A 26,463-nucleotide genomic window follows, 5' to 3' on the forward strand; every position below is an offset into this window, starting at 1 on the left:
CGTTTCGCCTTCGCTCAGTAGATGACGGGTTCGGGGACGGGGGCGCCGAATTCGGTGCCCAGGAAGTCGAAGTCGCAGCCCTCGTCGGCCTGGCGGATGTGCTTGGTGAACATCCAGCCATAGCCGCGCTCGTAGCGCGCCGCGGGCTGCACCCAGGCGGCGCGCCGGCGCTCCAGCTCCGCCTCGGAGACCAGCATGTTGAGGCTGCGCGCCTGCACATCCATCTCGATGATGTCGCCCGTCCGCAGCAGCGCCAGCGGGCCGCCGACGAAGCTCTCGGGCGAGACGTGCAGGATGCAGGCGCCGTAGCTGGTGCCGGACATGCGCGCATCCGACATGCGCAGCATGTCGCGCAGCCCCATCTTCAGCAGCTTCTTGGGCATCGGCAGCATGCCCCATTCCGGCATGCCGGGGCCGCCCTGCGGGCCGGCGTTGCGCAGCACCAGCACGCTGTCCGGCGTGAAGGGATAATCCTCGTCCTCCACGGCCTTCTTCATCGAGGGGTAGTCGTCGAACACCACGGCGGGGCCGGAGTGCTTCAGGAACTTCTGGTCCATGGCAGCGGGCTTGATGACGCAGCCGGAGGGGGCGAGGTTGCCCTTCAGCACCGCGAGCGACCCCTCGCCATAGATCGGGTTGGAGAGGGGGCGGATCACGTCGTCATTGTAGACCTTCGCGTCGGCGATGTTCTCGCCCATGGTCCGGCCGGTGACGGTGAGGCAGTCCAGGTGCAGGTGCTCGCGGATGTTGCCCATCAGCGCGCAGATGCCGCCGGCGTAGAAGAAATCCTCCATCAGATAGGTGCTGCCCGAGGGGCGCACATTGCCGATGACGGGCACCTTGCGGCTGTAGCGCTCGAAATCGTCGAGGCCGATATCCTGCCCCGCGCGCCGCGCCATGGCGATGAGGTGGATGATGGCGTTGGTCGAGCAGCCCATGGCCATCGCCACGGCGATGGCGTTCTCGAAGGCCGGGCGCGTCTGGATCTTCTGCGGCGTCAGATCCTCCCACACCATCTCGACGATGCGGCGGCCGCAGGCGGAGGCCATGCGGATGTGGTTGGCATCCGCCGCCGGGATGGAGGAGGCGCCGGGCAGGCACATGCCGGCCGCTTCCGCAATCGCCGTCATGGTGCTGGCCGTGCCCATGGTCATGCAGGTGCCGTAGCTGCGGGCGATGCCCTGCTCGACGCCGAGCCAGTCCTTGTCGGTGATCTTGCCGGCGCGCAGCTCGTCCCAGTACTTCCAGGAATCCGAGCCGGAGCCGAGCACCTTGCCGGCCCAGTTGCCGCGCAGCATGGGGCCGGCGGGCAGGTAGATGGCCGGCACGTTGGCGCTGGTGGCGCCGAGCATCAGGCCCGGCGTCGTCTTGTCGCAGCCGCCCATCAGCACCACGCCATCGACGGGGTGGCTGCGGATCAGCTCCTCCGCCTCCATCGCCAGCAGGTTGCGGTAGAGCATGGAGGTGGGCTTGAGGTAGCTCTCGTCGAGCGAGATCGCCGGCAGCTCGACGGGGAAGCCGCCCGCCTGCAGCACGCCGCGCTTCACGTCATCGACGCGCTGCTTGAAGTGCGCGTGGCAGGGGTTGAGGTCCGACCAGGTGTTGAGGATGGCGATGATCGGCTTGCCGGTCCACTCCTCCGGCGCGTAGCCCATCTGCATGGCGCGGGAGCGGTGGCCGAAGGAGCGCAGGTCGGCCGGGCCGAACCAGCGGCGGCTGCGCAGCTCCTCGGGCGACTTGACGCGGGGCAGGGGGGAACTGCTCGGGGATTCGCTCATGGCGGCAGGGCTTCCGGGTCAGACAGGGTCGAGGGGAGCGCGGCCGGCGGCGATGGCGGCCACGTTGTCGAGGGCGCGCAGGCCCATCGCGTCGCGCGTCTCCAGCGTGGCGCTGGCGACATGCGGCGTGAGGAACACGTTGGGCAGGGCGGCGAAGCGCGTGTCGTAGTCGGGCTCGCTGCGGAACACGTCGAGCCCGGCGGCGAAGAGATGGCCGGAGGTGAGCGCCGCGAGCAGCGCGTCCTCGTCCACCAGTGAGCCGCGCGCGGTGTTGACGAAGACGGCGCCGCGCGGCAGGGCGGCGAAGGCGGCCTCGTCCATCAGCACGCCATTCGCCACGCCGCCCGGCAGGTGCAGCGAGAGGATCTGGCAGTGCGGCAGCATCTCGGGCACCGAGGCGAAGTATTCCGCGCCCTGCTCCAGATCGGGCGGGAGGCGGCTGCGGTTGTGGTAGAGGATGCGCATGCCGAAGCCGCGCGCGCGCTGCGCCACGGCCCGCCCGATGCGCCCCATGCCGACGATGCCGAGCACCTTGCCGGAGGGCCGCACGCCCAGCATGTCCGGCAGGCCGAGCCCCTTGCGCCAGCCCGCGCGCATCAGCGCCTCGTATTCATGCGCGCGGCGGCAGGCGGCGAGGATGAGCAGGAAGGCGAGGTCGGCGGTGCAGTCGGTCAGCACGTCCGGCGTGTTGGTCACCAGGATGCCGCGGGCGCGGGCGGCCTCGGCATCCATGTGGTCGTAGCCGACGCTGCTGTTGGCGATCAGCTTCACATGGCCCGGCAGCCGGGCGATGGCGGCGGCATCCAGCTTCACCTTGGGGCCGATCAGGATGGCCTCCGCCCGGTGCGCGGCGGCGGCGTCGATCGCCTCCTCCGTGCTCATGTCGTGCTCCGCCAGCAGGGCGTCGAACTCGCGGCGGGCGCGGTCTGTGGCGGCCGGGGTCAGGCGGCGCGCCACCAGGAGGCGGGGCAAGGCTCGGGGCAAGGCTGGGGCCATGGAACGTTTCCCTGATCCGGCCGTCGCGACAGGGCGGCCTTGCCATCCTCGATACCGGACATCACCTTGTCCGGCAAGCAGCCGATATTTCGGATTTCGCGTGCCGGGCTTATAAGGTTCCCACCATGTCCGTCATCCAGCCGCCTGCCGCCCTTCCCCTGCAGCCCTTCGGCCGCCCTCCCTCAGCGGGCGCCTTCGCCTATGTCAGCCTGCGCGAGGCCATCCTGACCCTGGCGTTGCCGCCGGGGGCGGTGCTCTCCCGCGCCGCGCTGGCGGCGCAGCTCGGCCTCAGCCAGACGCCGGTGCGCGAGGCGCTGATGCGGCTGGAGGCGGAGGGGCTGGTGGAGGTGGTGCCGAGCGCCTCCACCCGCGTGGCGCCGATCGACCTGACCAGCGCGCGCCAGGCACAGTTCCTGCGGCGCGCCGTGGAGCTGGAGATGGTGCAGGCGCTCGCCGCCGCGCCCCCGGCCACGCTGGGCGAGGTGCTGGCCGGGCACCTCGCGCGGCAGGCGGAGCTGGTGGCGCGGGAGGACCATGCCGGCCTTACCGCCGCCGACGACGCCTTCCACGAGGCGCTCCACGAGGCGGCCGGCATTTCTCCGCTCTGGGCCATGGTGCGCAGCCGCAGCGGGCATCTCGACCGGCTGCGCCGCCTGCACCTGCCCGCGCCCGGCAAGGCCGAGACCATCCTGCGCGAGCATGAGGCGATCGCCGGCGCCATCCTGGCCGGGGACGGCGCCGGCGCCGCCATGGCGCTGCGGCGCCATCTGGCGGACACGCTGGGCCGGGTGGAGACGCTGCGCGCCGCCCAGCCCGGCCATTTCACCGGTGCCTGAGGCGCCGCCTCAGCCGAGAAAGGCCAGGGCCACGCCGCAGGCTTCCTCGGCCGGCACCAGGATGCGGCCCGGCTTCTCCAGCATCGGCACCCCGCCGGACTGGAGCGCCGCCCGCGCCGCGTCCAGCCCGGTTCCCCCGGTGCGGAAGCTCAGCGCCACCATGCGCTCGCCGCTGGCGGGCAGCTCCGGCAGGCCCTCGCCCCAGTGGCTGCGCGCGGCCTCGGGCAGCAGCACCAGCACGGCGCCCTGCGCCGCCTGGATGGCCAGCCCCCCCGCCACGGGCCGGATCGCCTCCTCGCCGAACAGCGCCTTGTAGGGCGCCAGCGCCCGCGCCGGGTCGTCGCTGACGATGCCGAACTCGGCGATGCCGGTGACGCCATTGGCATGGCGCTGCCATTCCGGCCGCCACACCAGCTCCGGCGTGAAGTGGTGGCAGAAGAAGACGCGCCCGCCGAAGGTGACCTCCGGCCCCAGATGCGTCACCCGGAAATGCGCCTCCGGGCTGGTGCCGTCCGGCAGCGCGACGGGGCGGACGAATTCGCGGGACTCCTGCACCGGCAGTCCGGCGGCGGCCACGCGGTCGCGGAAGCCGGCATCGGCCGGCGGCTTGAACACCAGCCCGCCCAGGCCGGCCGGCATGCTCAGCAGCTCCGGCCGCGCCGCCGCGCGGCCCGGCTCGAAGCCCAGCAGCTCCAGGTAGTCCGTGCCGAAGATGGCGAGGTTGTTGCTGGAACCCAGGGAGTGATGCCCGCGCTCGGTGAGCTGGAAGCCGAGCCGGGCATAGCGCCCGGCCGCGTCGTCCAGCCTGTCGCCGACATTGATCACCACATGGTCGATGGCGGGCTGCAGCACGGCGGTCATGGGCCAGATCCTTTCCTGCGGGTTCGGAGCCGCATCATGGGCCGTGCCGGGGGCTTTGCGAAGCCGGGTTGAGAACGCGGCGCATTCTCTCCAAGTGCCTGAAAAATCGGCGGAAACTGCGCCTGCCGGGTTGCCTCGCCCGGGCTCCGCGGCAACAATGCCGGGCAGGAGAGCCACCCGCATGAAACGCTTCCAGGACCTGACGGAGGCCGAGACCCTCGCCCTGGCGGTCGCCAATGAGGAGGAGGATGCCCGCATCTACCGCAGCTTCGCGCTGCGGCTGCGGGCCAGCTACCCCGCCTCCGCCGCGCTGTTCGACGCGATGGCGGCGGAGGAGGAGGAGCACCGCCACCGCCTGCTGACCCTCTACGAAGCGAAGTTCGGGCGGGAGATGCCCTACATCACCCGGCAGGATGTGCGCGGCTTCATGAAGCGCCGCCCGGTCTGGCTGATGCGGGATCTGCGGATCGAGACGGTGCGCGCCCAGGCGGCGCTGATGGAACGCGAGGCCGGCCAGTTCTATGCCCGTGCCGCCGAGCGCGCGCGTGACACCGAGGTGCGCCGCCTGCTCGGCGACCTCGCCGAGATCGAGCAGAAGCACGAGGACCGCGCCGCGGCGCTGGAGGCCGAGCTGCTGCCCGCCGACGCCCGCAGCGCCGAGGATGCCGAGGCGCGGCGGATGCTGCTGCTGCAGGTGGTGCAGCCGGGCCTGGCGGGGCTGATCGACGGCTCCGTCTCCACACTGGCGCCGATCTTCGCCGCCGCCTTCGTCACGCAGAACTCGGGCGATGCCTTCGTCGTCGGCCTCGCCGCCTCCATCGGCGCCGGCATCAGCATGGGGCTGACCGAGGCGCTCTCGGACGATGGCGAGATCACCGGGCGCGGCCATCCCTGGCTGCGCGGCGGCGTCTGCGGCGTGATGACGACGCTGGGCGGCCTCGGCCACACCCTGCCGTATCTGATCCCGGATTTCTGGACCGCCACGGCGGTGGCCGGCGTGATCGTGGCGCTGGAGCTGTTCGCCATCGCCTGGATCCGCTGGCGCTACATGGAGACGCCCTTCACCAGCGCCATCGTGCAGGTGGTGCTGGGCGGCGTGCTGGTGCTGCTGACGGGCATCTTCATCGGCAGCGCCTGAAGGGGCCGCGCCACCCCTTCAGGCGGGACCGATCCGCCCCTCCGAAAGGCGCAGCACCCGGTCGTGGTGGCGCACCACGGCGGGGCGGTGAGCGATGGAGAGGATGGCGGTCTCCGGCAGCTCGCGCCGCAGCGTGGCGTAGAGATGCTCCTCCGCCTCCGGGTCGAGGCTGGCCGTCGCCTCGTCGAGGAACAGCCAGCGCGGCTTCAGCAGCAGGGCGCGGGCCAGCGCCAGCCGCTGCTGCTCGCCGCCCGAGAGGCGGCGCTCCCAGGGCTCCACCGCGTCCAGCCGGCCGCGCAGCGCGCCGAGGCCGGCCTGTTCCAACGCCGCCACTACCGCCGCCTCCGGATACCCTGCCGCATCATGCGGGTAGCAGATGGCGGCGCGCAGCGTGCCGAGCGGGATGTAGGGGCGCTGCGGCAGGAACAGCGCCTCGCCCGGCGGCAGCGCGATGCGCCCGGTGCCGAAGGGCCAGATGCCGGCGAGCGCCCGGAACAGGGTGGACTTGCCGCTGCCCGAGGCGCCGGTGATGACCACCGCCTCGCCTGGCGCCAGGTGCAGCGCGGCATCCTGTGTCAGGGCGCGGCCACCGGGCAGGGCGATGGAGAGCGCCTCCACCCGCAGCCCGTCGCCGCCGCCGGCGGTGAGGGAGGGGCCTTCCCCGGCCGCGTCCTGCGCCGCCCGCAGGGCGCGCTGGAAGCCGGTGAGGCGCTCCACCGTGGCGCGCCACTCGGTCAGCCGCGCGTAGTTGGTGACGATCCAGGAGAGCGAGCCCTGCACCTCGCCGAAGGCGGAGGAGGTCTGGATTAGCCCGCCGAGCTGGATGCGCCCGGCGAAGAAGGCGGGCGCCGCGACGACGATGGGAAAGATGACCGCGAGCTGCCCGTAGCCCGCGGTGAAGAAGGTGAGCTGCTTGGTGGCGCGCATGATGCCCCACCAGTTCTGGATGACGGCGCCGAAGCGGGCCAGCAGGCCGCGCTTCTCCTGCGCCTCGCCGCCATGCAGCGCCACGCCCTCCATGGTCTCGCGGAAGCGCACCAGGGCGTAGCGGAAATCCGCCTCCACCCGCTGCTGCAGGAAGTTCAGCCCGATCAGCTTGCGGCCGATCAGGTGCGCCAGCCAGGTGCCGAGCCCGGCATAGAGCAGCGCCACCCACACCATGTAGCCGGGGATGGAGAGGCCGAAGACCTCCATCGGCCCCGACAGGCCCCACAGCACCACCACGAAGGAGGCCAGCGTCACCACCGCGTTCATCAGCCCGAGGCCGAGGACGAGGGTGCCGTCCACATAGAGGCGGGTGTCGTCGGCGATGCGCTGGTCGGGGTTGTCGGTGCCGGCATCGGTCAGCGCGATGCGGTAATAGGCGCGCTTCTCCAGCCAGCCGGAGAGCATCCGGTCGGTCAGCCAGCGGCGCCAGCGGATCTGCAGCGCCTGCTGGAGATACAGCGCATAGACGCCCACCAGGATGTAGGCCGCGGCAATGAGCGAGAAGCCGGGCATGAAGCCTTCCTCGCCGCCCTGGCCCCACAGGATCAGCCCGGTGAAGGCCGCGAAGTCCTTGGCCTCCAGCGCGTTGTAGAAGGCGCGCTGCCAGTAGGTGAGCAGCACGCCCATGCCCACCAGCGCCAGGTTCAGCAGCACGACCACGGCCAGCAGGCCACGCGCGCGCCAGCGTTCCTCGCTGTTCCAGTAGGGGCGCGCCAGCGCCCAGGCCTCGCCGAGGAAGGGAAGGATGCGCCGCATGGAAAAGCGACCTCGCAGGTGAAGGGAAGCGGCCCGCGCGTCAGGCCGCGCCGGCGGCGCGCAGGCGGATGACGCCGCGCACCTCCTCGGCCGGCACCGGCTTGCCCTTGCGCAGGATCTCGATGCGCCCTTCCTTCTGCAGCTTCAGCGCGGCGTGGCGCACGGGTGTCATCAGGCTGCGCCATTGCGGGTCCGGCATCAGGGCGCGCGCCACCTCGCTCGGGCAGATAGACTTGCCGGGGCCGCAGGCGGCGGTCTGGCGCAGGATCTCCTCTCCCAGCGCCTCGAGGGAGGGGCGTTTCGGCTCGGCGGACATGGGCGGCACTCCTGGCAGGGCGATCTCAGCGGATGCGGGGTGTGAGGCGTGTGAAGCTGATCAGCGCCGCGCCGGCGGCGATGGTGGCGGCGACGCCGAGCGCCGCCGTGGCGCCATTCTCCCCGGCCAGCCGCAAGGTCAAGGCCGCCATCGCCGCGCCGCTGGTCTGCCCCAGCAGGCGGGAGGTGGAGAGCATGCCACTGGCGCCGCCGCTGCGCTCGCGCGGGGCGGAGGAGAGGAGGGTGCGGTTGTTGGGGCTCTGGAACAGCCCGAAGCCGAGGCCGCACAGCGCCATGCGCCAGCCGATGTCGAGAGCGGTGGGCGCCTCGGGCAGCCAGGCCAGCAGCGCCAGCCCTGTGGCCATCAGCCCGAGGCCGAGGCCGCCCAGCAAACCTGCCGGCAGCTTGTCGGAGGCACGCCCGGCCAGCGGCGAGACGATGATGAGCACCAGCGGCCAGGGTGTCATCAGCAGCCCCGTCTCCACCTGGCTGCGGCCGAGGCCGTGCTGGAGGAAGAAGGGCAGGGCCACGAAGGCCAGCATCTGCGCCGCGAAGGAGCAGATGGCGGTGGCGACCGACAGGGCGAAGATGGGGATGCGCAGCAGATCCACCGGCAGCAGCGGCGCCGGCCGCCCGGCCTGGCGCCGCACCAGGGCGATGCCGGCCGCCACGCCGCCGGCCAGGATCAGCCCCGCCTGCCAGGGGGCGGCGCCGCGGGCGAACTGCTCCAGCGCCGTCATCACCAGGCCGAAGGTGGCGGCGCTGAGCAGGGCGCTGGCCGCGTCGAAGCGGCGCCGGGCGCGCGGCGTGGCGGGCAGGAAGCGGATGGCGAGCAGCAGCGCCAGCGCCCCCACCGGGATGTTGACGGCGAAGATCCAGGGCCAGTGCGCCACGCTCAGGATGCCCGCCGCCACCGTCGGCCCGAGCACGGAGGAGATGGCCACCACCAGCGCGTTGACACCCACGCCCTGCCCCAGCAGGCGCTGCGGATAGATGAAGCGCACCAGCGCGGTGTTGACGCTCATCAGCCCGGCGGCGCCCAGCCCCTGCACGGCCCGCGCGGTGGCGAGGCCGGTGAGGGAATCGGCCATGGCGCAGAACAGCGAGGCGATGACGAACAGCGCCAGCCCCGTGCGGTACACCTTCTCATGCCCGATCAGCTCGCCCAGCGAGGCCAGCGGCAGCAACGCCATCACCACGGCGATCTGGTAGGCGTTCACCACCAGGATGGCGTCGGAAGGCGGCACGCGCAGATCGGCCGCGATGGCGGGGAGGGCGACATTGGCGATGGAGGAATCCATGACCGCCATGGCGATGGAGACGGCGAGCGCCAGGACCGCCCAGAGCCGCTGCGGCTGCGGCAGGCCATCGTTTTCCTCTTGCATCCGGCGCCGTTTCCTCCTGTGGGGGCAGAGGCGCCGACCATGCGCCCGGGCACGCCCCGGCGCCAGAGGGCGGGGCCGGGGGACGGGGCTGCGGGGCGCGCAGGGCAGCGCGCCCGCCCTCAGGCGTAGGCGCGCTCCACCCGCGGGCCGGGCGGCGGATTGCTGGCGATCTCGCGGATGATCTTGCGCCGCACCGCGCCCTCGAAGGCCTGGAAGCCCTCCGCCACCATCAGGAAGGCGCCCGGGCCGCCGATGACCTCGTCCCGGTAGTAGTCGTCGAGCGGCGGGGTGAGGTTGGCGAACTGCGCGGGGGGCGGGGTGCGGTCCAGCACCGCCAGGCCGTTCAGGATGATGCCCCGGGACAGCGCGTCGGCGCGCGCCTGGGCCAGCGGCCGGCCGGAGTTGTTCACGCCGTCGCCGGAGATGTCCACCACCTGGCGCGTGCCCTCATAGCCCTGGCCGAACAGCGTGGCCGCGTAGTCGATGGCGGCGGAGATCGAGGTGTAGAGGTGCGTGCGGCGCGGCGCGGCGTCGATGGCGGCGGCGAAGCGCTCGCCGCTCTCCCGCCCGTCGATGCGCGCCCAGGGCACCAGCAGCTCCTGCACGTTCCAGTCGGACCAGGTGAAGAAGCATACGGCGATGGAACCGATCGCCCCGCGCGCGATGCCGTCCAGCAGGCGCGGGTCCCGGAAGGCGGCGGCATAGCCGCGGAATTGCAGCTCCTGCTCCTCCGCGTCCACCGAGCGGCTGACATCCACCGCCAGCGCCAGCTCCACATCGACCGGCTCCACCGCCCTGGCCCGGCCCGCGGCCAGGAGGGCGGGCGCCGCCAGCAGCCCCGCCGAGGCATGGCGGACAAAATCCCTACGTCGCATCCGACTCTCCGTCAGTCGAGGCCGTGCACGGCTTTCCCTCAGTCTCAGACTAGGGGAGAATTTTTGTGCGCTGCAACATGAGAGATGTCATGGCTGTGTCTCACGCCATGCGGGGCGAATTCGGCGCCCGGGGCGGCAACCCATGGCCGCCCCGCCCGCTTCTCTATCCTTGAACAGGAGTGAGGGACCCCATGCGAGTCCAAGGCCTGCCAGACACCGGCATCCGGGCGCAGATCCCGATCCCGCCGACCGATCCGCCGGCGCCGATGCCGCCGCCCGGCGAGCCGCCGGGCCCGGACCTGCCGGAGCCGCCGATCGACGAGCCGCCGGGGCCGGACCAGCCGACGCCGGATGCGCCCGACATCCCGCCGCTCGGGGATCCGCCGGGCGACCCGCCCACGCGGATGAACTGAGGGATTACACCCACCCGGCCGGGCGGGGCGCCATGGCGCCCCGCCCTTTTTTCATGCCGCCGCCGCGCGGAGGGCGGCATGAAAAAAGGGGCGCCTCGCGGCGCCCCCCTCTCGTTCCGTGCGGAACCGGCCTGCGTGATCAGCGCAGGACGATCTCGACGCGGCGGTTCTGCGGCTCGCGCACGCCGTCGGCCGTCGGCACCAGCGGGCGGCTCTCGCCGAAGGCCTGCACGCCGATGGCGGAGCGGGCGACACCGAGGCGGACCAGCTCGGCGGCGACCGCATCGGCGCGGCGCTGCGAGAGGCGCTGGTTGTACTGCGGCGAGCCCGAGCGGTCGGCGTGGCCGGCGATCTCGATGCGGGTGGTCTGCACGCGGCTGCTGTTCTGGGCGGCCTCGGCGATGATCTGGCGGGCGCGGTCCGTCAGGTCGGCGCGGTCGAAGTCGAAGAACACCAGATAGGTGCGGGCCGGAGCCGGGGCAGCGGCGGGCGCGGGGGCCACGACCGGCACGGGCGCGGCCGGCACCGGCTGGTTGAAGGCGTAGCGCAGGCCCAGCATGGCGGAGTGGTTGTGCGCCTGGTCCACCTCGTAGCTGCCGCGCGAGACGACGCCGCCCGCCGGGTTGCGCACCGTGCCGTCGAACTTGGTCTGCAGCGCGCCCGTGTAGCGGTACTCGGCGGTGACCGAGAGGCCCGGCACGGCGGTGATCGGGAAGGCCAGGCCGGCGATGCCCTGATAGGCGAACTGGCCGGCGGAGTCATCGATGCGGACGCTGTTGGCGCCGGCCGGCAGGCGGGCGCCGCTGGCTTCCAGCTCCGTCCACATGTAGCCCACGCCACCGCCGATGTAGGGAACGACGGCCACCGGCATGTTCGGGAACCAGCGCGGCAGCTGGAAGTCGTAGAACACGTTCGCCATCACGGCGTACTGCTGCATGTCGCCGTCGATGTTGCGGAAGGCCACGCCCGGCGCGCCGCCGGCGCGGTTCTGGAAGCCGCCCAGGCGGTCGACGTTGTTGTAGCGGTAGCTGCCCTCGATCTCGGTGCGGAAGCCGTTGCCAAAGCCGTAGCCGACCGAGAGGGCGCCCATGAAGCCCTCCTCGAAGCCGAGGTTGCCCTGGCGGTTGCCCGAGGTGCCGTCGAAGTAGGCGGCGTTGCCGCCCTGGGCCGTCAGGCCACGCGCGTCGGAGTGGTTCCAGCCGGCGCCGGCGCCGATATAGACGCCCGAGACCGGCTCGGCCGCGGCGGTCGGCAGCCAGCCCATGGGCGAGTACCAGGGAGAGGAAGAGGTGCCCTGGGCAAGGGCAACGCCCGGCGTGGCGAGGACGGTGGCGGCGAGAAGCAGGCGACGAAGCGTCATGGTCATATTCCTTGGCAACCCAGTGGACGGGCGCAGGGAAAACCAGGGTTTCATCTCCAAGTTGCGGTACGGTTTTGCAATGAATGGGGCCTGTGGCGAAACTGTCACAGAGTTCGGTCCAGACTGGTTAAATTGCTGTTTTAGGCAGGAAATCGCCCTGCGAGCCTGGGTGGGACAGCGCACGATGCGGCGGCGGGGCGGTGCCGCCCACGCCGCGGCGCGGGGAAGGCCGGATTCGGCGCACGTTCTTGTGAATCGGGCGCAGCGAAACCGGCCCCGCCGCCGGGCCGGCCTTCAGAAGCCGGCGCCGGGCTGCGCGAGATAGGCGGCCTCGGCGGCGGTGTCCGCCCGCCCCAGCGCCGCGTTCCGGTGCGGGAAGCGGCCGAAGCGGCGGATCACTGCCCGGTGCCGCCAGGCATAGTCGATGACGCCGCCGGGCTGGCGGGACGGCGCGTGGTCCCGCAGGCCCTCGAACAGTGCGACGGAAAGCTCCTGGTCGGTCATCGCCTCGGAATGCTCGAAGGGCAGGTAGAGGAAGCTCCGCTGCACCGGGTGCAGCGCCAGGTCGTGCCGCCGCTCCAGCACCACCTGGCGGGCGGTGGCGCGGGCATGGGCATCGCTGGCGAAGGCCCGCGGCGTGCTGCGGAACAGGTTGCGGGGGAACTGGTCGAGCAGGATCATCAGCGCCAGGCCGCCCTCCGGCGTCTCCGCCCAGCCATCCAGCGCCCCCTCCCGCGCCGGGTCCACCGCCGCGCCGAAGCGGGCGCGGATGGCCTCGTCGAAGGCGTCGTCACGCTGGAACCAGCGGGGGCGGAACACCGTGGCGTCGTCGCCGAACCAGAAGCCGAGGACATCCGGCGGGGAGAGGCTCATGCCGGGCGCGCCGCGCGGGCCAGCACCTGCACCGAGTGCAGCGCCTCCCGCCCCGCGAGGTCGCGGATCTGGTGGCGGCAGGAGGTGCCGTCGGCCACGATCAGGTCTTCCGGCGCCGCCGCGCGCACCGCCGGGATCAGGGAAAGCTCCGCCATCGCCTTGCTCGCCTCCAGATTCTTCGCCTCGTAACCGAAGCTGCCCGCCATGCCGCAGCAGGAGGAGGCGATGGGCGCCACCTCCAGCCCGGGGATGCGGCGCAGCGTCTTCACCGCCGCCGGGAAGGCGCCGAAGGCCTTCTGGTGGCAATGTCCGTGGATATGGGCGCGGGGGGCCTGGATGCCGTGCAGCGGCAGCAGCCCATCCTCCTTCGCCAGGAACTCGGTGGCGAGGAAGGCGCGCTCCGAGAGCTTCCGGCTCTCCTCCCCGGGGAGGAGGGAGAGGAACTCGTCGCGCAGGGTGGTGAGGCAGGAGGGCTCCAGCCCGATCACCGGCGCGTCGCTGTGGGAGAGTGCCGCCAGCGTGCGCCGGGCCTCCTCCCGCGCGCGGTCCACCATGCCGGCGGCGAGGTAGGTGCGGCCGCAGCAGAGCGGGCGGCCCTCATGCGCATGGGCCGGGCGCACGCGGTAGCCGGCATGGCCCAGCACCGTCACGGCGTCGCGCAGCACCTCCGGCTCGTAGTAGCGGTTGAAGGTGTCGGCGAAGAGCAGCACCTCCCGCTTGGGGCCGCCCGTTACCGCCTCGCGGTCGCGGAACACGTCGCGGCGGAACTTCGGCAGGGTGCGGCCGGCGGCCAAGCCCAGCATCCGCTCGGAGAGGCCGGCGAGGCCGGGGATGGTGTCGCGTGCGTTGGCCACCTCCGGCAGCCGCGCCGCCCAGGGCGCCCAGCGCGGCAGCTCGGCGATGATGCGGTCCTTCAGCTTGATGCCATGCTTCCGCGCCCTTGCGTGCTGCACCTCGATCTTCATCTTGGCCATGTCCACGCCGGTCGGGCATTCCCGCTTGCAGCCCTTGCAGGAGACGCAGAGCGAGAGTGCCTCGGCCACCTCGTCGCCGGCCAGCGCGTCCGGCCCGACCTGGCCGGTCAGCGCCAGCCGCAGCGTGTTGGCGCGGCCGCGCGTCAGGTGCTGCTCCTCCCGCGTCACGCGGAAGGAGGGGCACATGACGTTGGCGTCGAACTTCCGGCAGGTGCCGTTGTTGTTGCACATCTCGACGGCGCCGAGGAAGCCGCCCTGCGGCCCGGGCCAGGCGGACCAGTCCAGCGCCGGCTTCACCGTCTCGTCCGCGCGGTAGCCGGGCGGGTAGCGGAACAGAGAGCGGTCATCCATGCGCGGCGCGCGGACGACGCGGCCGGGGTTGAGCAGCCCCTCCGGGTCGAAGCCGTCCTTCACCGCCTCGAAGGCGCGGACGATGCGGGCGCCGAACATGCTCTCGTGGAACTCGGAACGGACGATGCCATCCCCGTGCTCGCCCGAGTGGCTGCCCTTGTATTCGCGGACGAGGGCGAAGCACTCCTCGGCGATGGCGCGCATCTTCGCGACATCCGCGCCATCCTTCATGTTCAGCACGGGCCGCACATGCAGGCAGCCGACGCTGGCATGGGCGTACCAGGTGCCCTTGGTGCCGTGGCGCTCGAACACCGCGTTCAGCCGCTCGGTGTAGTCGGCGAGGTCGGGCAGGTCGACCGCCGTGTCCTCGATGAAGGAGACCGGCTTTCCGTCGCCCTTCATGCTCATCATGATGTTGAGCCCCGCCTCGCGCACCTCGGCGATGCTGGCCTGGAGGGTGGCGTCGGTGGCGCGCACCACGGCACCGGGGTAGCCGAGATCGCCCATCATCTCGTCCAGCCGCGCGAGGTCGCGCAGCAGGGCCGCGTCGTCATCGCCGTGGAACTCGACGATGAGCAGGCTATCCGGCTCGCCGCGCACGATCTGGTCAATGGTGGCGCGGTAGATCGGGATGGAGCGGCCGAGGTCGATCATGGTGCGGTCCACCAGCTCGACCGCCTCGGGGTTCAGCGTGACGAGGTGCTGGCTGGCGGCCATGGCGGCGCGGAAGGTGGGGAACTGGCAGATGCCCAGCACCTTGCGCGGCTTGATGGGCCACAGCTTCAGGTCCAGCGAGGCGGAGAAGGCGAGCGTCCCCTCGCTGCCCACCAGCAGCCGCGCCAGGTTGCCGCGCCCCGCGGCCCGCGCTGCCGGCGTCAGCGCCTCGATGTTGTAGCCGCCGACGCGGCGCAACTGCTTCGGGAAGCGCGCCGCGATCTCCTCCGCCTCGGCCGCCCCCAGGGCGCGCAGCGACTGCACCAGCGCGGCGACGCCGGCCGGCATCCCCGCCCCGAGATTGTCCGGCAGCTCGCCGAAGGTATGCCGCTCGCCGCTGGCCAGCAGCGCGTCGATGGCCAGCACGTTGTCGGCCATCAGCCCGTAGCGGATGGACTTGCTGCCGCAGGAATTGTTGCCCGCCATGCCGCCGATGGTGCAGCGCGCCCAGGTGGAGGGATCGACGGGGAAGAACTTCTTGCGGAACTTCAGCGCGTCGTTCAGCGCGCCGAGGGCGATGCCGGGCTCGACGCGGGCGATGCCGGCCGCCTCGTCCACCTCCAGCACGCGGCGCAGATGCTTGGTGCAGTCGATCACCAGGGCGCGGTTGACGGTCTGGCCGCACTGGCTGGTGCCGCCGCCGCGCGGCAGCACGGGCACGCCGGCCTCGCGGCAGATGGCCAGCGCCGCCTGCACGTCCGCGATGGTCTTCGGCACCAGCACGCCGACCGGCTCCACCTGGTAGATGCTGGCATCCGTGGCGTAGCGGCCGCGGTCGGCGGGGGCGAACTTCACCTCGCCCTCGGTCTCGCGCTTCAGCCGCGCCGCCAGGGCCGGGTCGCCGGGGCGGACCTTGGAGTGGTGGATGGCGTTCATCGGGCGTTCCCTGGGTGGCAGCCTGCGGGGCAGGAGAGTGCCTTCTCCCTAGCGCAGCCGGGCGCTCCTGTCCGATCTATAATGCTCATCAATCCCACGAGCCGAACTCATTGGCGCGGCACATGCACCGCCCGTAAGAGATCGGGCCATCAGCCCGTCCAGGGAAGGAAGCGATCCATGGCCTATTTCCAGTCCAAGCCCACCGCCGGCCGGCATTTCCTGCAGATCCCGGGGCCTTCCAACGTGCCGGACCGCGTGCTGCGCGCCATGGACAACCCGACCATGGACCATCGCGGCCCGGATTTCGGCCTGTTCGGCAAGCAGTTGCTGGAGAAGGTGAAGCAGGTCTTCAAGACCGAGCAGCCGGTGATCATCTACCCCGCCTCCGGCACGGGGGCGTGGGAGGCGGCGCTGGTCAACACCCTCTCCCCTGGCGACACGGTGCTGATGTGCGAGACGGGGCAGTTCGCCTTCCTCTGGCGCGAGATGGCCGAGCGGCTGGGGCTGAAGCCCGAGCTGATCCAGACCGACTGGCGCCGCGCCGCCGACGTGCCCGGCATCGAGGCCCGGCTGCGGGCGGATACGGCGCACGCCATCAAGGCCGTCTGCGTGGTGCACAACGAGACCAGCACGGGCTGCACCTCCCGCATCGCCGAGGTGCGGGCGGCGATGGACGCCACCGGCCACCCGGCGCTGCTGCTGGTGGACACCATCTCCTCGCTCGGCTCGATGGACTACCGGCATGACGAATGGGGCGTCGATGTCACCGTCTCGGGCAGCCAGAAGGGGCTGATGCTGCCGCCGGGCCTGTCCTTCAACGCTGTCTCGGAAAAGGCCCTGAAGGCCAGCGAGGGTGCGAAGCTGCCGCGCAGCTTCTGGGACTGGAAGCCGATGATCGCCTCCAACGCCACCGGCTACTTCCCCTACACCCCCGCCACCAACATGCTCTACGCGCTGGACACGGCGCTGGACCTGCTGCTGGCCGAGGGGCTGGAGAACGTCTTCGCCCGCCACGACCGCCACGCCGAGGCCACCCGCCGCGCCGTGCGCGCCTGGGGGCTGGAGGTGCAGTGCGAGGACCCGCGCCACTATTCCTCCGTGCTGACCGCCGTGCGGCTGCCGGAGGGCCACTCGGCCAACGCGCTGCGCGCCGCCATCCTGGAGAAGTTCAACATGTCGCTCGGCAATGGCCTCGGGCGGCTGAACGACCGGGTGTTCCGCATCGGCCATCTGGGCGACTTCAACGACCTGGCGCTGATGGGCACGCTCTCGGGCGTCGAGATGGGGCTGCGCATCGCCGGCGTGCCGCACAAGGAAGGCGGCGTGAAGGCCGCCATGGACTACCTCTCCGGCAACGCCTGAACCCCTGAACGCCAGCGGAGCGGCCGCGCCCCGCTGGCAACCGGCATCGCGGCGGCGCGTTGATGGCATCATGCAACAGAGCATCACCATCAGCCGTCCCGCCGCCGAGGTCTTCGCCTATGTGGCGGACATCCGCCACTGGCGGGAATGGCTGCCCCACCTTCGGCGCGAGGAGACCGGCCCGCCGGAGGGCAAGCTCTCGGCGGACAAGGCCGCCCTCACGGTGCGCTGGCCGTTCGCTCCGAGCGGCGAGTGGCGGGTGGAGGGCGAGGGAAAGGTGGCCCGCCTTTTCCTGACGCTCGGCACCGACACCGCCCAGCCCAACGACCCCACGGAGCGGGAGACGCCCCAGGAGGCCCTGGCGCACGGCATGGAGGCGGCCCTGCAGAGCCTGAAATCGCACCTCGAGCGTGCCGAAGGCGGCGATCCCGTCCTCCACCCCCCTGGTGCCCCGCTCCGCGCCTATGGGCGGGATGCGGGCGAGGATGTCGATCACACGGAGCAGAACCCCTGAGGCCTTCCTCCCGGAAGGCCGCAGGGGCGGGAAGGACCGGCGCCTGACGGTTCAGTGCGCCGCTTCGGGCTGCCGCACCAGTTCGCGGCAGATCTCGGCGGCGATGCTGAAGGAACGAAGCCGGGCCGTGTGATCGTAGATCTGCCCGGTCAGCATCAGCTCGTCCACGCCTGTCTTCTCCACGAATTCCCCGATCTGGCGCCGCACCGTCTCGGGCGACCCCACCGCCGAGCAGGAGAGGCTCTGGCCGACGCCGGCATAGCGGGCCTCGTGCTGCAGCGCCGCCACATCCTCGGCCGGCGGCGGCAGCTTGCCCGGCGTGCCGCGCCGCAGGTTCAGGAACTGCTGCTGCAGGGAGGTGAACAGGCGCTCGCCTTCCGCGTCCGTGTCGGCGGCGAAGATGTTCATCGCCGCCATGCTGTAGGGGCGGTCGAGCTGGGCGGAGGGGCGGAAGCCCTCGCGATAGATTTCCAGCGCCTGCATCATCGCCTGCGGCGCGAAATGCGAGGCGAAGGCGAAGGGCAGCCCCAGAGCCGCCGCCAGCTGCGCGCTGTAGAGGCTGGAGCCCAGCAGCCAGAGCGGCACCTCCATGCCGCCGCCCGGCACCGCCTGCACCGGCTGGCCGGGCTGCACCGGCGCGAACCAGGCGCGCAGCTCCACCACATCCTGCGGGAAGCTGTCCACGTCGCCGGAGAGGTTGCGCCGGAGCGCGCGGGCGGTGCGCATGTCGGTGCCCGGCGCGCGGCCGAGGCCGAGGTCGATGCGGCCAGGGAACAGGGCGTTCAGCGTGCCGAACTGCTCGGCGATGACCAGCGGCGCGTGGTTGGGCAGCATCACCCCGCCCGAGCCCACGCGGATGGTGGAGGTGCCGGCCGCCACATGGCCGATCACGACGGCCGTGGCGGCGCTGGCGATGCCCGGCATGTTGTGGTGCTCGGCCAGCCAGAAGCGGTGGTAGCCCAGGCGCTCGGCGTGCTGCGCCAGGTCCCGGGCGTTGTGGAAGGCGTGGCTGGCTTCCTCGCCCTGCTTGATGGGCGCGAGGTCGAGGACGGAGTAGCGGATCATGGATATGCCTCCCCAGGCGGGTTGCGGGGATGGAGAAGGACCCCGCGCGGGGCAGGGCAGTCCTCCCCGATATGGGGCACGGGGGGCCTCGCGTCAGGGGGGTGCCTTGGCAGGAGGGTGGTGCCGGCCCCACCTTGGGCGCTGAGCAAGGAGGCCCATGCCATGACCACCGAGATCGACCCCGCCACCCGCACCGAGCTGGAGGCCGCCGCCTTCCGCCGCCTCGTCGAGCACCTGCGGGAGCGGACGGATGTGCAGAACATCGACCTGATGAACCTCTCCGGCTTCTGCCGGAACTGCCTCAGCCGCTGGTACCGCGAGGCCGCCGAGGCGCGCGGCATCGCCCTGCCGGACCCGGAGGCGCGCGAGGCCATCTACGGCATGCCCTACAAGGAGTGGCAGGCGAAGCACCAGAAGGAGGCCTCGGCCGAGCAGAAGGCGAAGTTCGCGGCCAGCAATCCGGGGCACTGAGCCGGGGTGCCGGGAAGCGGGCGAGGGGGAGGGGCGCAGGTCCGATCCATTTGCCCGCCCTGGCCGGCGCCGCTATACCCGCGCCCCTCCGGCGCCGCCTTCCGGCGCCGGGTCTGGTCCGTTTCTGGAGACGATGATGAGCGATTTCGACGCGCAGGAGGCCCAGGCCAGCCGCGAGCGCCAGGAGGCCGATCCCGAGGCGGAAGTGGGCGGCATCGCCGCCGACCGCCTGCGCTCGATCATCGAGCGGGTGGAGCGGCTGGAGGAGGAGCGCAAGGCCCTCGCCGACGATATCAAGGACATCTTCGCCGAGGCCAAGTCGGCCGGCTTCGAGGTGAAGGTGATCAAGCAGATCCTGCGCATCCGCAAGCAGGAGCCGGCCGAGGTGGAGGAGCAGGAGACCCTGCTCGACCTCTACCGCCGCGCCCTCGGCATGTGATGCGCCCGCGCCCCGCGCCGCCCCTTGGGGGCCGGCGCGCCGCGCGCCGCCATGCTGGCGGAATCGTAGCGGGCCGCCCTCCCACGGGGCCTCCCGGCCCCTTGCACGCCGCGGAACCTTGCCGTGCCATCCTCCCTCGCCAGCACCCTGGCCACCGTCTTTGCCCTGCTGTTCGGCTACGCGCTGCTGCAGATGGGCAACACGCTGCAATCCTCCCTGCTGGCCGTGCGCGGCGGGCTGGAGGGCTTCACCGCCACCGAGATCGGCCTGGTCGGCTCCGGCTTCTATGTCGGGCTGATGCTGGGCTCGCTGCGCGGCGGACGGCTGGTGCGGATGGTGGGGCACACGCGGGCCTTCGCGGCGCTGGCCGCCATCGCCTCCATGGCGCCGCTGCTGCACCTGCTGGCGATGGACCCCTGGGTCTGGCCGGTGACGCGGGCGCTCACCGGCTTCTGCTTCGCCGGCCTGTTCATCGTGGTGGAAAGCTGGCTGAACGGCGCCGCCAACGCCTCTGTGCGCGGGCAGATCCTCAGCGTCTACGGCATGACCGGCATGATTGCCGGCGTGGCCGGGCAGATGCTGCTGACCATGGGTTCGCCGCGCGGCTTCGCGCTGTTCTGCGTCATCTCCATGATCATCTCCTTCGCCCTGGTGCCGGTGGTGCTCTCCCGCGCCCAGGCGCCGGCGCAGCCGGATGGCGATGCCGAGCTGAATCTCGGCCGTCTCTACGGGCAGTCGCCCTTCGGCGTGGTGGCGGCCTTCCTTAGCGGCATCAGCACCGGCGCCTATTACGCGCTCGGGCCGCTCTTCGCGCAGCGGCTGGGGCTGGAGGCGGCGGCGGTGGCGGTGTTCATGGCCTGCGGCTCGCTGGGCGGCTTCGCCGCCACCTGGCCGGTGGGCTGGCTGTCCGACCGCATCGACCGGCGCGGGCTGATCGTCGGCCTGTCCATCCTGTCCACGGCGGCGCTGCTGTGGATGGTGCTGCTGGTGCCCGAGGACCCGCCGCGCTGGATGGCCTACAGCCTGGTGGCGCTGTTCGGCGCCATGGTGATCCCCGGCTACAGCCTGATCCTGGCGCATGTGAACGACCACGTGCCGCCGGGCGAGTTCGCCGCCGCCTCGGGTGGGCTGCTGATCCTGTGGGGCGCCGGCTCGGCGCTGGGCCCGATCATCGGCGGCACGGCCATGACCACGCTGGGTAATCCGGGCCTCGGCTGGCTGATCCTGTCCGCCCAGCTGCTGATCGCGCTGTGGGGCCTCTACCGCATGCGCCAGCGCGCCGCGCCGGAGGCGAAGGAGGACTTCCTCGTCATGCCCGTCCAGCCGGTCAGCACCGAGCTGGTGGCCGTGGCGCAGGAAGCGGCGGTGGAGCGCGAGGAGGCCGCCGCGCAGGAAGCCCTGGCCGAGGCGGCGGCGCCGGAGCCGGAGCCGGAGCCGGGGCAGGAGCTGCCGCCGCCACGCTGAGGCCGCCGGAGGGCGGGGGCCGGAGAAAGAGCTCGCTTCAGAAAGAGCTTGCTTCGGGCGGCGCGGATCTCTAGATAGGCGTCTGACGGAAACCGCACGGCCATTTGCGCCTCACTGGTCATCCATGACCATATCGGTTTCTTCCCGGCCCAAGCATTTCAGGAATGGCCTGCAACCCTCTGAGGTTGGCGGCGTTCTGGCCTGCGGAACCCCGCAGGCCCTATGGCTTGGCCGGTTTTCACGACATGACACCAAGCCACGGCGGCCTTCGCTATGCCGCCCAAGAAGGATAGAACTACCTTGAATACGCATATCAACGAGCCGCGCCTGCAGACCATGCCGGAGGCCCACAAGACCTCCATGGTGGTGCAGGGCAGCGCCTCCACCGGCCTGTCGCAGGCCGAGATCCGCCGCCTCGTGATGGAAACCATCGGCTGAGGCAGCGGCCATGGCCGGGTTTCCCGGCCATGGGGGTCAGCCGTAGAGCTGATCGAGCTTCGCCGCGTGGTCCTTCAGCACCACCCGGCGCTTGATTTTCATGGTCGGCGTGAGCTGGCCATTCTCCACCGTGAAGGGCGCCACGGTGGCGAAGTGCCGGATGCGCTCCACCCCCGACAATTTGCCGTTCACCCGCCGCACCGCCTCGGCGAGCGCGGCCTCGGCCGTGCCCTCGGCGGGCACCAGCAGGGCGGCGATGCCGGGCCGGCCCTCGCCGGCCACCACCGCCTGGGTGATCGCCGGCTCGGCCATCAGCAGGCTCTCGATGCGGGCGGGGCTGACCATGTCGCCGCCCAGCGTCTTGATGAAGTCCCGCTTGCGGTCCGTGATGCGCAGCGCCGGGCCGACCATCTCGCCCACATCCCCGGTGTGCAGCCACACCTCGCCGCCCTCGGTGCGCAGGGCCTGGGCCGTGGCCTCCGGGTTGTTCCAGTAGCCATCCATCACCAGCGGGCCGCGGATGACCACCTCGCCATCCTCGGCGATGCGCAGCGTCACCCCCGGCAGCGGGCGGCCCACCGCGTGCCGGTTGTTCTCCCACGGCACGTTCACGCTGATCACCGGGCCGGCCTCGGTCTGGCCGTAGCCCTGCAGCACCGGCAGGCCCATGGCCATGAAGAAGCCGGACAGCTCCGGGTCCAGCCGCGCCCCGCCCGAGACCAGCGCCGCCAGCCGCCCGCCGAAGCGGGCCTGGATGCGCCGGCGCACCAGCCGCTCCAGCACCGCGTCCTCCAGCCGTTCCAGCGCGCCCAGCGGCGGGCCGTCCAGCCGGCGCAGGCCGAGCCGCAGGGCGCGCTCGAACAGGCGCCGCTGCCAGGGTTTCTGCTTCTCCACCAGCGCCAGGATGCGCGCCCGCAGCACCTCGAACAGCCGCGGCACGGCGGTGACGACCTGCGGGCGGATGTCGGTCAGCTCCGCCGCCAGCCGCTCGGCGCCGCGGCTGAAGACGATCTCCATGCCGAAGGAGCAGAGCAGGTAGCTCACCGTATGCTCATAGGCATGGGAGAGCGGCAGGAAGGAGAGGTAGCAGGCGTCCCGCGGCAGGCCGAGACGGCGGATGAAGCCGGCGATGCCCTGCCGGTTGGCCAGCATCGCCCGGTGCGGCAGCATCACGCCCTTGGGCGGGCCGCCGGTGCCCGAGGTGTAGATGAGGCAGGCCAGCCGCCCGGCGGGGATGTGCTCCACCTCGGCCACCAGCATCGCCAGGTCGCCCTGCACCGCCGTCAGCTCGGCCCAGGAGACGGTGCCGGCGCCATCCTCCATCGAGATCAGCAGGTCCAGCCCGCCGAGGCCGGCCGCCTCGGCCACCGCCTGGGCCAGCCGGGTGGTCGAGACGATGGCGCAGCGGGCGCCGGAATCGCGCAGCAGATGCGCGTGGTCGGCCACCGTGTTGGTGGTGTAGGCCGGCACCGAGACGGCGCCGATCGCCATGATGGCGGTGTCGGCCACCAGGAATTCCGGACGGTTCTCGGCCACCAGCATCACGCGGTCGCCAGGGCAGACGCCGCGCGCCCGCAGCCCCGCCGCCACATCGGCCACCTGAAGCGCGAATTCGGCCCAGCTCAGGCTGCGCCAGCCGCCCCCGCGCCAGAAGCGCAGCATCGGCCGGTCGGGCCAGGAGCGGGCCAGGCCCAGCATCAGGGCGGGCAGGCTGTTCCAATTGTCCTCGGCGCGCATGGCGGGGGGCGTTTTCCTTGTTCCGAACAGGGGAAGGCGGCCGGACGCGGCCAGGCAGAGGCGGCACCCCGGCCGGTCTTGCCGCCGGCCCGGGGCCCGGCGCCGGCTTCCCCGGCGCCGATACATGGGGGGGAGGCGCTTGGCCTGCCCCGCCATGGGCTTATATCGGGAAGAGCGAACCCACAACCGCAAGGCCTCCCGTGCAGCTTTCCAACCTCCGCCCTCCGCATCGCGACACCGCCGGCCGTCCACAGGGGGGCAATGGTGGGAATGATGGCTCCGGGGCGCTCCCCGCCTGGGACCTGGCCGATCTCTACGCCGGCCCCGCCGACCCGGCCCTGGAAGCCGACCTCGCCCGCGCCGACGGCGAGGCCCGCGCCTTCGCCGAGGCGCATTCCGGCAAGCTCGCCACCCTCTCCGGCGACAGGCTGGCCGAGGCCATCGCCACCTATGAGCGGATCGAGGAGGTACTGGGGCGGGTCATGTCCTTCGCCTCGCTTACCTTCGCCGGCGATGCGCAGGACGCGGCCAATGGCCGCTTCTACCAGACCATGCAGGAGCGGGTGACGGCGATCTCCAGCCACACCCTGTTCTTCACGCTGGAGCTGAACAAGCTGGAGGAGGCGGCGCTGGAGAAGAAGCTCTCCGGCTCGAAGGCGCTCGCCCGCTACCGCCCCTTCCTGCGCGACCTGCGCGTGTTCCGCCCGCACCAGCTCTCGGACGAGGTGGAGCGCCTGCTGCACGAGAAGGAGGTGACCGGCCGCGCCGCCTGGAACCGCCTGTTCGACGAGACCATCGCCGCCATGGAGGTGAAGGTGGAGGAGGAGACGCTGAACGTCTCCGGCGCCCTCAACAAGCTCTCCGACGGCGACCGCAAGGTGCGCGAGGCGGCGGCGAAGGGCGTCTCCGCCGCCTTCGGCGAGAAGGCGCGGCTGTTCACGCTGATCACCAACACTCTGGCCAAGGACAAGGAGATCATCGACGGCTGGCGGCAGTATCCGCGCCCCGGCAGCAGCCGCAACCGCGCCAACATGGTCGAGGACGAGGTGGTGGACGCGCTGGTCAGCGCCGTCGTCGCCAGCTTCCCCAGCCTGTCGCACCGCTACTACGCGATGAAGGCGAAGTGGCTGGGCCTGCCGAAGCTGCAGCACTGGGACCGCAACGCGCCCCTGCCGGACGAGGATGACAGCGAGATCCCGTGGGAGGCGGCGCGGGAGCGGGTGCTGAAGGCCTATTCCGGCTTCAGCCCGGAGCTGGGCCGCATCGGCGCCCGCTTCTTCGACAAGCCCTGGATCGACGCCGCGCTGCGCCCCGGCAAGGCCTCCGGCGCCTTCGCCCACCCCACCGTGCCGAGCGCGCACCCCTACCTGCTGCTGAACTACCACGGCAAGTCGCGCGACGTGATGACGCTGGCGCATGAGCTGGGCCATGGCGTGCACCAGATCCTGGCGGCGGAGCAGGGCTACCTGATGTCCGGCACGCCGCTGACGCTGGCCGAGACCGCCTCGGTGTTCGGCGAGATGCTGACCTTCCGCGCCCTGCTCGACGCCGAGACCGACCCGAAGCGGCGCCGCGCCATGCTGGCCGGCAAGGTGGAGGACATGCTGAACACGGTGGTGCGGCAGATCGCCTTCTACCGCTTCGAGACGCTGCTGCACGACGCCCGCCGCAAGGGCGAGCTCTCCCGCGAGGAGATCGGCGCGCTGTGGATGCAGGTGCAGACCGAGAGCCTCGGCCCGGCCTTCGAGTTCACGCCGGACTACGAGATCTACTGGTCCTACATCCCGCACTTCGTGCACACGCCCTTCTACGTCTATGCCTACGCCTTCGGCGACTGCCTGGTGAACGCGCTCTACGGCGTGTTCCAGAATGGCGGCGTGCCCGGCTTCCAGGAGAAGTACCTGGAGCTGCTGCGCGCCGGCGGCACGCTGCGGCACAAGGATCTGCTGGCGCCCTTCGGCCTCGATGCCTCCGACCCCGCCTTCTGGCACATGGGGCTGAACGTCATCGCCGGCTTCATCGACGAGCTGGAGCGTACCGATGGCCAATGAACGACCGGGGCGCGCCCGCGCGCGCGACGAACGGGAGCACACGGATGGCTGAGGACCGCGAGGGCAGCACCCTCTTCGGTGAGATCCGCCGCATGGCGCGCACCTCGGGCGCGGTGGGCGGCATCGCCGCCCGCGTGGCCGGGGAGCGCTATCTCGGCATCAAGACCGACAAGATGGTGCACGCCAACGACCTCAAGGCCCTGCTCGGCGGGCTGAAGGGGCCGCTGATGAAGGTGGCGCAGTTCCTCACCACCGTGCCGAACGCGCTGCCGCCCGAATACGCCAAGGAGCTGGCCGCGCTGCAGGCCAATGCGCCGCCGATGGGCTGGGCCTTCGTCCGCCGCCGCATGTCCTCCGAGCTGGGGCCGGCCTGGCAGTCGCGCTTCGCCAGCTTCGGCCAGGAGGCCTCGGCCGCGGCCAGCCTCGGCCAGGTGCACCGCGCCACCCTGCCGGACGGGCAGGTGGTGGCCTGCAAGCTGCAATACCCGGACATGGCCAGCGTGGTGGAGGCCGACCTCCGGCAGCTGAAGATCGCCATGGGCCTGTTCGCCCGGATGGACGACGCCATCCAGCACGACGACGTCTATATCGAGCTGTGCGACCGGCTGCGCGAGGAACTGGACTATGCCCGCGAGGCGGCGCAGATGCGGCTCTACAACCGCATGCTGGCCGACGAGCCCACCATCCGCACCCCCGAGCCGGTGGAGGCGTACAGCACCCGCCGGCTGCTCACCATGACCTGGCTGGAGGGCCGCCCGATCCTCGACCGCCTGGCCGAGGACCCCTCGCAGGAGGAGCGCGACGCCTATGCCCGCGCCCTGTTCCGCGCCTGGTACGTGCCCTTCTACCGCTATGGCGTGATCCACGGGGACCCGCACCTGGGCAACTACCAGGTGCGCCAGCCCACGGCGGAGAGCGAGGCCGGCATCAACCTGCTGGATTTCGGCGCCATCCGGGTCTTCCCGCCCACCTTCCTCACCGGCGTGATCATGCTCTACGAGGCGATCCGCGACGGCGATGACGACAAGGCGGCCGAGGCCTACCGCATCTGGGGCTTCACCGACCTCTCGCGCGAGAAGATGGCGGTGCTCGGCCTCTGGGCGAAGTTCCTGCACGAGCCGCTGCTGGACGACCGGGTGCGGCCGATCCAGGAGGTGGACGACCCGGATTTCGGCCGCAAGGTGGCGGCCGAGGTGCATGCCGGCCTCAAGCGCACCGGCGGCGTGAAGCCGCCGCGGGAGTTCGTGCTGGTGGACCGCGGCGCGGTCGGGCTGGGCAGCGCCTTCCTGCGGCTGGGGGCGCGGCTGAACTGGCACCGCCTCTTCAACGAGCTGATCGCCGACTACAGCGAGCAGGCGCTGGCCGCGCGGCAGGCCGAGGCCCTGGCTGCCGCCGGGGTGCCGCCGCCGGTGGCGCGCTGAGGCAGGCCGGGGC

23 protein-coding genes are annotated in these 26,463 nt (G+C 71.7%); 11 read left to right on the forward strand and 12 right to left on the reverse strand.

All coding sequences use genetic code 11. The annotated features are described in order from the left end of the window. Nucleotides 1-14: 14 nt before the first annotated feature. Both araD and CR165_RS19100 read right to left on the reverse strand, forming a co-directional pair. A complete protein-coding gene (gene araD / locus CR165_RS19095; protein WP_109518539.1) occupies nt 15-1,778 on the reverse strand; it encodes an L-arabinonate dehydratase in 1,764 nt (587 codons plus the stop codon). An 18-nt stretch (nt 1,779-1,796) separates the two neighbouring features. Then, nucleotides 1,797-2,774, reverse strand: a complete 978-nt coding sequence (locus CR165_RS19100) for a 2-hydroxyacid dehydrogenase (RefSeq protein WP_181378243.1) — start codon at nt 2,772-2,774, stop codon at nt 1,797-1,799. Nucleotides 2,775-2,899: 125 nt separating this feature from the next. Here CR165_RS19100 and CR165_RS19105 point away from each other — a divergent pair, with 125 nt between their 5' ends. Beyond that, the gene (locus tag CR165_RS19105; protein ID WP_109518540.1) at nt 2,900-3,610 is read left to right on the forward strand and encodes a GntR family transcriptional regulator; all 711 of its coding nucleotides are present in this window, start codon (nt 2,900-2,902) and stop codon (nt 3,608-3,610) included. Between the two features lie 9 nt (nt 3,611-3,619). Here the strand turns inward: CR165_RS19105 and CR165_RS19110 are convergent, their stop codons facing one another. After that, a complete protein-coding gene (locus tag CR165_RS19110) occupies nt 3,620-4,471 on the reverse strand; it encodes a VOC family protein (RefSeq protein WP_109518541.1) in 852 nt (283 codons plus the stop codon). 181 nt (nt 4,472-4,652) lie between these two features. Between CR165_RS19110 and mbfA the strand changes: the two genes are divergently transcribed. Then, complete coding sequence (gene mbfA, locus CR165_RS19115) at nt 4,653-5,609, forward strand: iron exporter MbfA (protein ID WP_109518542.1); 957 nt, start codon at nt 4,653-4,655, stop codon at nt 5,607-5,609. A gap of 18 nt (nt 5,610-5,627) precedes the next feature. On the opposite strand, the gene CR165_RS19120 is transcribed toward mbfA, so the two are convergent. The 4 genes from CR165_RS19120 to CR165_RS19135 form a co-directional block, all read right to left on the reverse strand. Then, entirely contained in the window at nt 5,628-7,352 is a 1,725-nt protein-coding gene (locus CR165_RS19120; RefSeq protein WP_109518543.1) for an ABC transporter ATP-binding protein/permease, read from the reverse strand. Nucleotides 7,353-7,392: 40 nt separating this feature from the next. Continuing rightward, nucleotides 7,393-7,668 carry a DUF3253 domain-containing protein gene (locus CR165_RS19125; RefSeq protein ID WP_109518544.1) on the reverse strand — a complete coding sequence of 92 codons (276 nt, stop codon included), beginning with the start codon at nt 7,666-7,668 and terminating at the stop codon, nt 7,393-7,395. A gap of 25 nt (nt 7,669-7,693) precedes the next feature. After that, nucleotides 7,694-9,052, reverse strand: coding sequence for an MFS transporter (locus CR165_RS19130; protein WP_109518545.1), 1,359 nt, complete (start codon nt 9,050-9,052; stop codon nt 7,694-7,696). 119 nt (nt 9,053-9,171) lie between these two features. Beyond that, nucleotides 9,172-9,927, reverse strand: a complete 756-nt coding sequence (locus CR165_RS19135) for a DUF1194 domain-containing protein (protein WP_109518546.1) — start codon at nt 9,925-9,927, stop codon at nt 9,172-9,174. A 191-nt stretch (nt 9,928-10,118) separates the two neighbouring features. Here CR165_RS19135 and CR165_RS19140 point away from each other — a divergent pair, with 191 nt between their 5' ends. Next, complete coding sequence (locus CR165_RS19140; protein WP_109518547.1) at nt 10,119-10,340, forward strand: hypothetical protein; 222 nt, start codon at nt 10,119-10,121, stop codon at nt 10,338-10,340. Between the two features lie 139 nt (nt 10,341-10,479). Here the strand turns inward: CR165_RS19140 and CR165_RS19145 are convergent, their stop codons facing one another. From CR165_RS19145 to CR165_RS19155, 3 genes are all read right to left on the reverse strand, one after another. Then, on the reverse strand, nt 10,480-11,700 hold the full coding sequence (locus CR165_RS19145) for an OmpA family protein (protein WP_109518548.1): 1,221 nt from the start codon (nt 11,698-11,700) through the stop codon (nt 10,480-10,482). Between the two features lie 294 nt (nt 11,701-11,994). Further along, nucleotides 11,995-12,573: a DUF924 family protein gene (locus CR165_RS19150; RefSeq protein ID WP_109518549.1), complete on the reverse strand. Its 579-nt coding sequence runs from the start codon at nt 12,571-12,573 to the stop codon at nt 11,995-11,997. Beyond that, nucleotides 12,570-15,488 carry an FAD-binding and (Fe-S)-binding domain-containing protein gene (locus tag CR165_RS19155; protein ID WP_109518550.1) on the reverse strand — a complete coding sequence of 973 codons (2,919 nt, stop codon included), beginning with the start codon at nt 15,486-15,488 and terminating at the stop codon, nt 12,570-12,572. The genes CR165_RS19150 and CR165_RS19155 overlap by 4 nt, the downstream gene beginning before the upstream one ends. A gap of 177 nt (nt 15,489-15,665) precedes the next feature. Here CR165_RS19155 and CR165_RS19160 point away from each other — a divergent pair, with 177 nt between their 5' ends. Both CR165_RS19160 and CR165_RS19165 read left to right on the forward strand, forming a co-directional pair. Continuing rightward, nucleotides 15,666-16,850, forward strand: a complete 1,185-nt coding sequence (locus CR165_RS19160; protein ID WP_109518551.1) for a pyridoxal-phosphate-dependent aminotransferase family protein — start codon at nt 15,666-15,668, stop codon at nt 16,848-16,850. A 70-nt stretch (nt 16,851-16,920) separates the two neighbouring features. Then, the gene (locus CR165_RS19165) at nt 16,921-17,364 is read left to right on the forward strand and encodes an SRPBCC family protein (protein ID WP_109518552.1); all 444 of its coding nucleotides are present in this window, start codon (nt 16,921-16,923) and stop codon (nt 17,362-17,364) included. Between the two features lie 51 nt (nt 17,365-17,415). On the opposite strand, the gene CR165_RS19170 is transcribed toward CR165_RS19165, so the two are convergent. Then, nucleotides 17,416-18,429, reverse strand: coding sequence for an LLM class flavin-dependent oxidoreductase (locus CR165_RS19170; protein ID WP_109518553.1), 1,014 nt, complete (start codon nt 18,427-18,429; stop codon nt 17,416-17,418). 162 nt (nt 18,430-18,591) lie between these two features. Between CR165_RS19170 and CR165_RS19175 the strand changes: the two genes are divergently transcribed. The 4 genes from CR165_RS19175 (at nt 18,592) to CR165_RS25140 (ending at nt 21,241) form a co-directional block, all read left to right on the forward strand. Next, nucleotides 18,592-18,900 (forward strand): DUF1244 domain-containing protein, encoded by a 309-nt coding sequence (locus CR165_RS19175; protein WP_109518554.1) that lies wholly within the window; start codon nt 18,592-18,594, stop codon nt 18,898-18,900. Between the two features lie 136 nt (nt 18,901-19,036). Then, complete coding sequence (locus CR165_RS19180; protein ID WP_109518555.1) at nt 19,037-19,339, forward strand: DUF2312 domain-containing protein; 303 nt, start codon at nt 19,037-19,039, stop codon at nt 19,337-19,339. A 123-nt stretch (nt 19,340-19,462) separates the two neighbouring features. After that, a complete protein-coding gene (locus tag CR165_RS19185) occupies nt 19,463-20,803 on the forward strand; it encodes an MFS transporter (protein ID WP_245906593.1) in 1,341 nt (446 codons plus the stop codon). Nucleotides 20,804-21,103: 300 nt separating this feature from the next. After that, the gene (locus tag CR165_RS25140) at nt 21,104-21,241 is read left to right on the forward strand and encodes a hypothetical protein (protein ID WP_181378244.1); all 138 of its coding nucleotides are present in this window, start codon (nt 21,104-21,106) and stop codon (nt 21,239-21,241) included. Between the two features lie 36 nt (nt 21,242-21,277). Here CR165_RS25140 and CR165_RS19190 read toward each other — a convergent pair whose 3' ends face one another. Beyond that, on the reverse strand, nt 21,278-22,978 hold the full coding sequence (locus tag CR165_RS19190; protein WP_109518556.1) for an AMP-dependent synthetase/ligase: 1,701 nt from the start codon (nt 22,976-22,978) through the stop codon (nt 21,278-21,280). A gap of 200 nt (nt 22,979-23,178) precedes the next feature. On the opposite strand from CR165_RS19190, the gene CR165_RS19195 reads away from it, so the two are divergent. Both CR165_RS19195 and CR165_RS19200 read left to right on the forward strand, forming a co-directional pair. Continuing rightward, the gene (locus tag CR165_RS19195) at nt 23,179-25,029 is read left to right on the forward strand and encodes a M3 family oligoendopeptidase (protein ID WP_109518557.1); all 1,851 of its coding nucleotides are present in this window, start codon (nt 23,179-23,181) and stop codon (nt 25,027-25,029) included. Between the two features lie 44 nt (nt 25,030-25,073). Next, nucleotides 25,074-26,450 (forward strand): ABC1 kinase family protein, encoded by a 1,377-nt coding sequence (locus tag CR165_RS19200; protein ID WP_109518558.1) that lies wholly within the window; start codon nt 25,074-25,076, stop codon nt 26,448-26,450. Nucleotides 26,451-26,463 lie beyond the last annotated feature (13 nt).

Source organism: Teichococcus aestuarii (genome assembly GCF_003116135.1).
Lineage (GTDB): Bacteria > Pseudomonadota > Alphaproteobacteria > Acetobacterales > Acetobacteraceae > Pseudoroseomonas > Pseudoroseomonas aestuarii.

Bases quoted from the DNA above. Each gene is read 5' to 3' on its own strand.
- araD (WP_109518539.1), bottom strand. From the start codon at position 1,778: ATGAGCGAATCCCCGAGCAGTTCCCCCCTGCCCCGCGTCAAGTCGCCC.
- CR165_RS19100 (WP_181378243.1), bottom strand. From the start codon at position 2,774: ATGGCCCCAGCCTTGCCCCGAGCCTTGCCCCGCCTCCTGGTGGCGCGC.
- CR165_RS19105 (WP_109518540.1), top strand. From the start codon at position 2,900: ATGTCCGTCATCCAGCCGCCTGCCGCCCTTCCCCTGCAGCCCTTCGGC.
- CR165_RS19110 (WP_109518541.1), bottom strand. From the start codon at position 4,471: ATGACCGCCGTGCTGCAGCCCGCCATCGACCATGTGGTGATCAATGTC.
- mbfA (WP_109518542.1), top strand. From the start codon at position 4,653: ATGAAACGCTTCCAGGACCTGACGGAGGCCGAGACCCTCGCCCTGGCG.
- CR165_RS19120 (WP_109518543.1), bottom strand. From the start codon at position 7,352: ATGCGGCGCATCCTTCCCTTCCTCGGCGAGGCCTGGGCGCTGGCGCGC.
- CR165_RS19125 (WP_109518544.1), bottom strand. From the start codon at position 7,668: ATGTCCGCCGAGCCGAAACGCCCCTCCCTCGAGGCGCTGGGAGAGGAG.
- CR165_RS19130 (WP_109518545.1), bottom strand. From the start codon at position 9,052: ATGCAAGAGGAAAACGATGGCCTGCCGCAGCCGCAGCGGCTCTGGGCG.
- CR165_RS19135 (WP_109518546.1), bottom strand. From the start codon at position 9,927: ATGCGACGTAGGGATTTTGTCCGCCATGCCTCGGCGGGGCTGCTGGCG.
- CR165_RS19140 (WP_109518547.1), top strand. From the start codon at position 10,119: ATGCGAGTCCAAGGCCTGCCAGACACCGGCATCCGGGCGCAGATCCCG.
- CR165_RS19145 (WP_109518548.1), bottom strand. From the start codon at position 11,700: ATGACGCTTCGTCGCCTGCTTCTCGCCGCCACCGTCCTCGCCACGCCG.
- CR165_RS19150 (WP_109518549.1), bottom strand. From the start codon at position 12,573: ATGAGCCTCTCCCCGCCGGATGTCCTCGGCTTCTGGTTCGGCGACGAC.
- CR165_RS19155 (WP_109518550.1), bottom strand. From the start codon at position 15,488: ATGAACGCCATCCACCACTCCAAGGTCCGCCCCGGCGACCCGGCCCTG.
- CR165_RS19160 (WP_109518551.1), top strand. From the start codon at position 15,666: ATGGCCTATTTCCAGTCCAAGCCCACCGCCGGCCGGCATTTCCTGCAG.
- CR165_RS19165 (WP_109518552.1), top strand. From the start codon at position 16,921: ATGCAACAGAGCATCACCATCAGCCGTCCCGCCGCCGAGGTCTTCGCC.
- CR165_RS19170 (WP_109518553.1), bottom strand. From the start codon at position 18,429: ATGATCCGCTACTCCGTCCTCGACCTCGCGCCCATCAAGCAGGGCGAG.
- CR165_RS19175 (WP_109518554.1), top strand. From the start codon at position 18,592: ATGACCACCGAGATCGACCCCGCCACCCGCACCGAGCTGGAGGCCGCC.
- CR165_RS19180 (WP_109518555.1), top strand. From the start codon at position 19,037: ATGAGCGATTTCGACGCGCAGGAGGCCCAGGCCAGCCGCGAGCGCCAG.
- CR165_RS19190 (WP_109518556.1), bottom strand. From the start codon at position 22,978: ATGCGCGCCGAGGACAATTGGAACAGCCTGCCCGCCCTGATGCTGGGC.
- CR165_RS19200 (WP_109518558.1), top strand. From the start codon at position 25,074: ATGGCTGAGGACCGCGAGGGCAGCACCCTCTTCGGTGAGATCCGCCGC.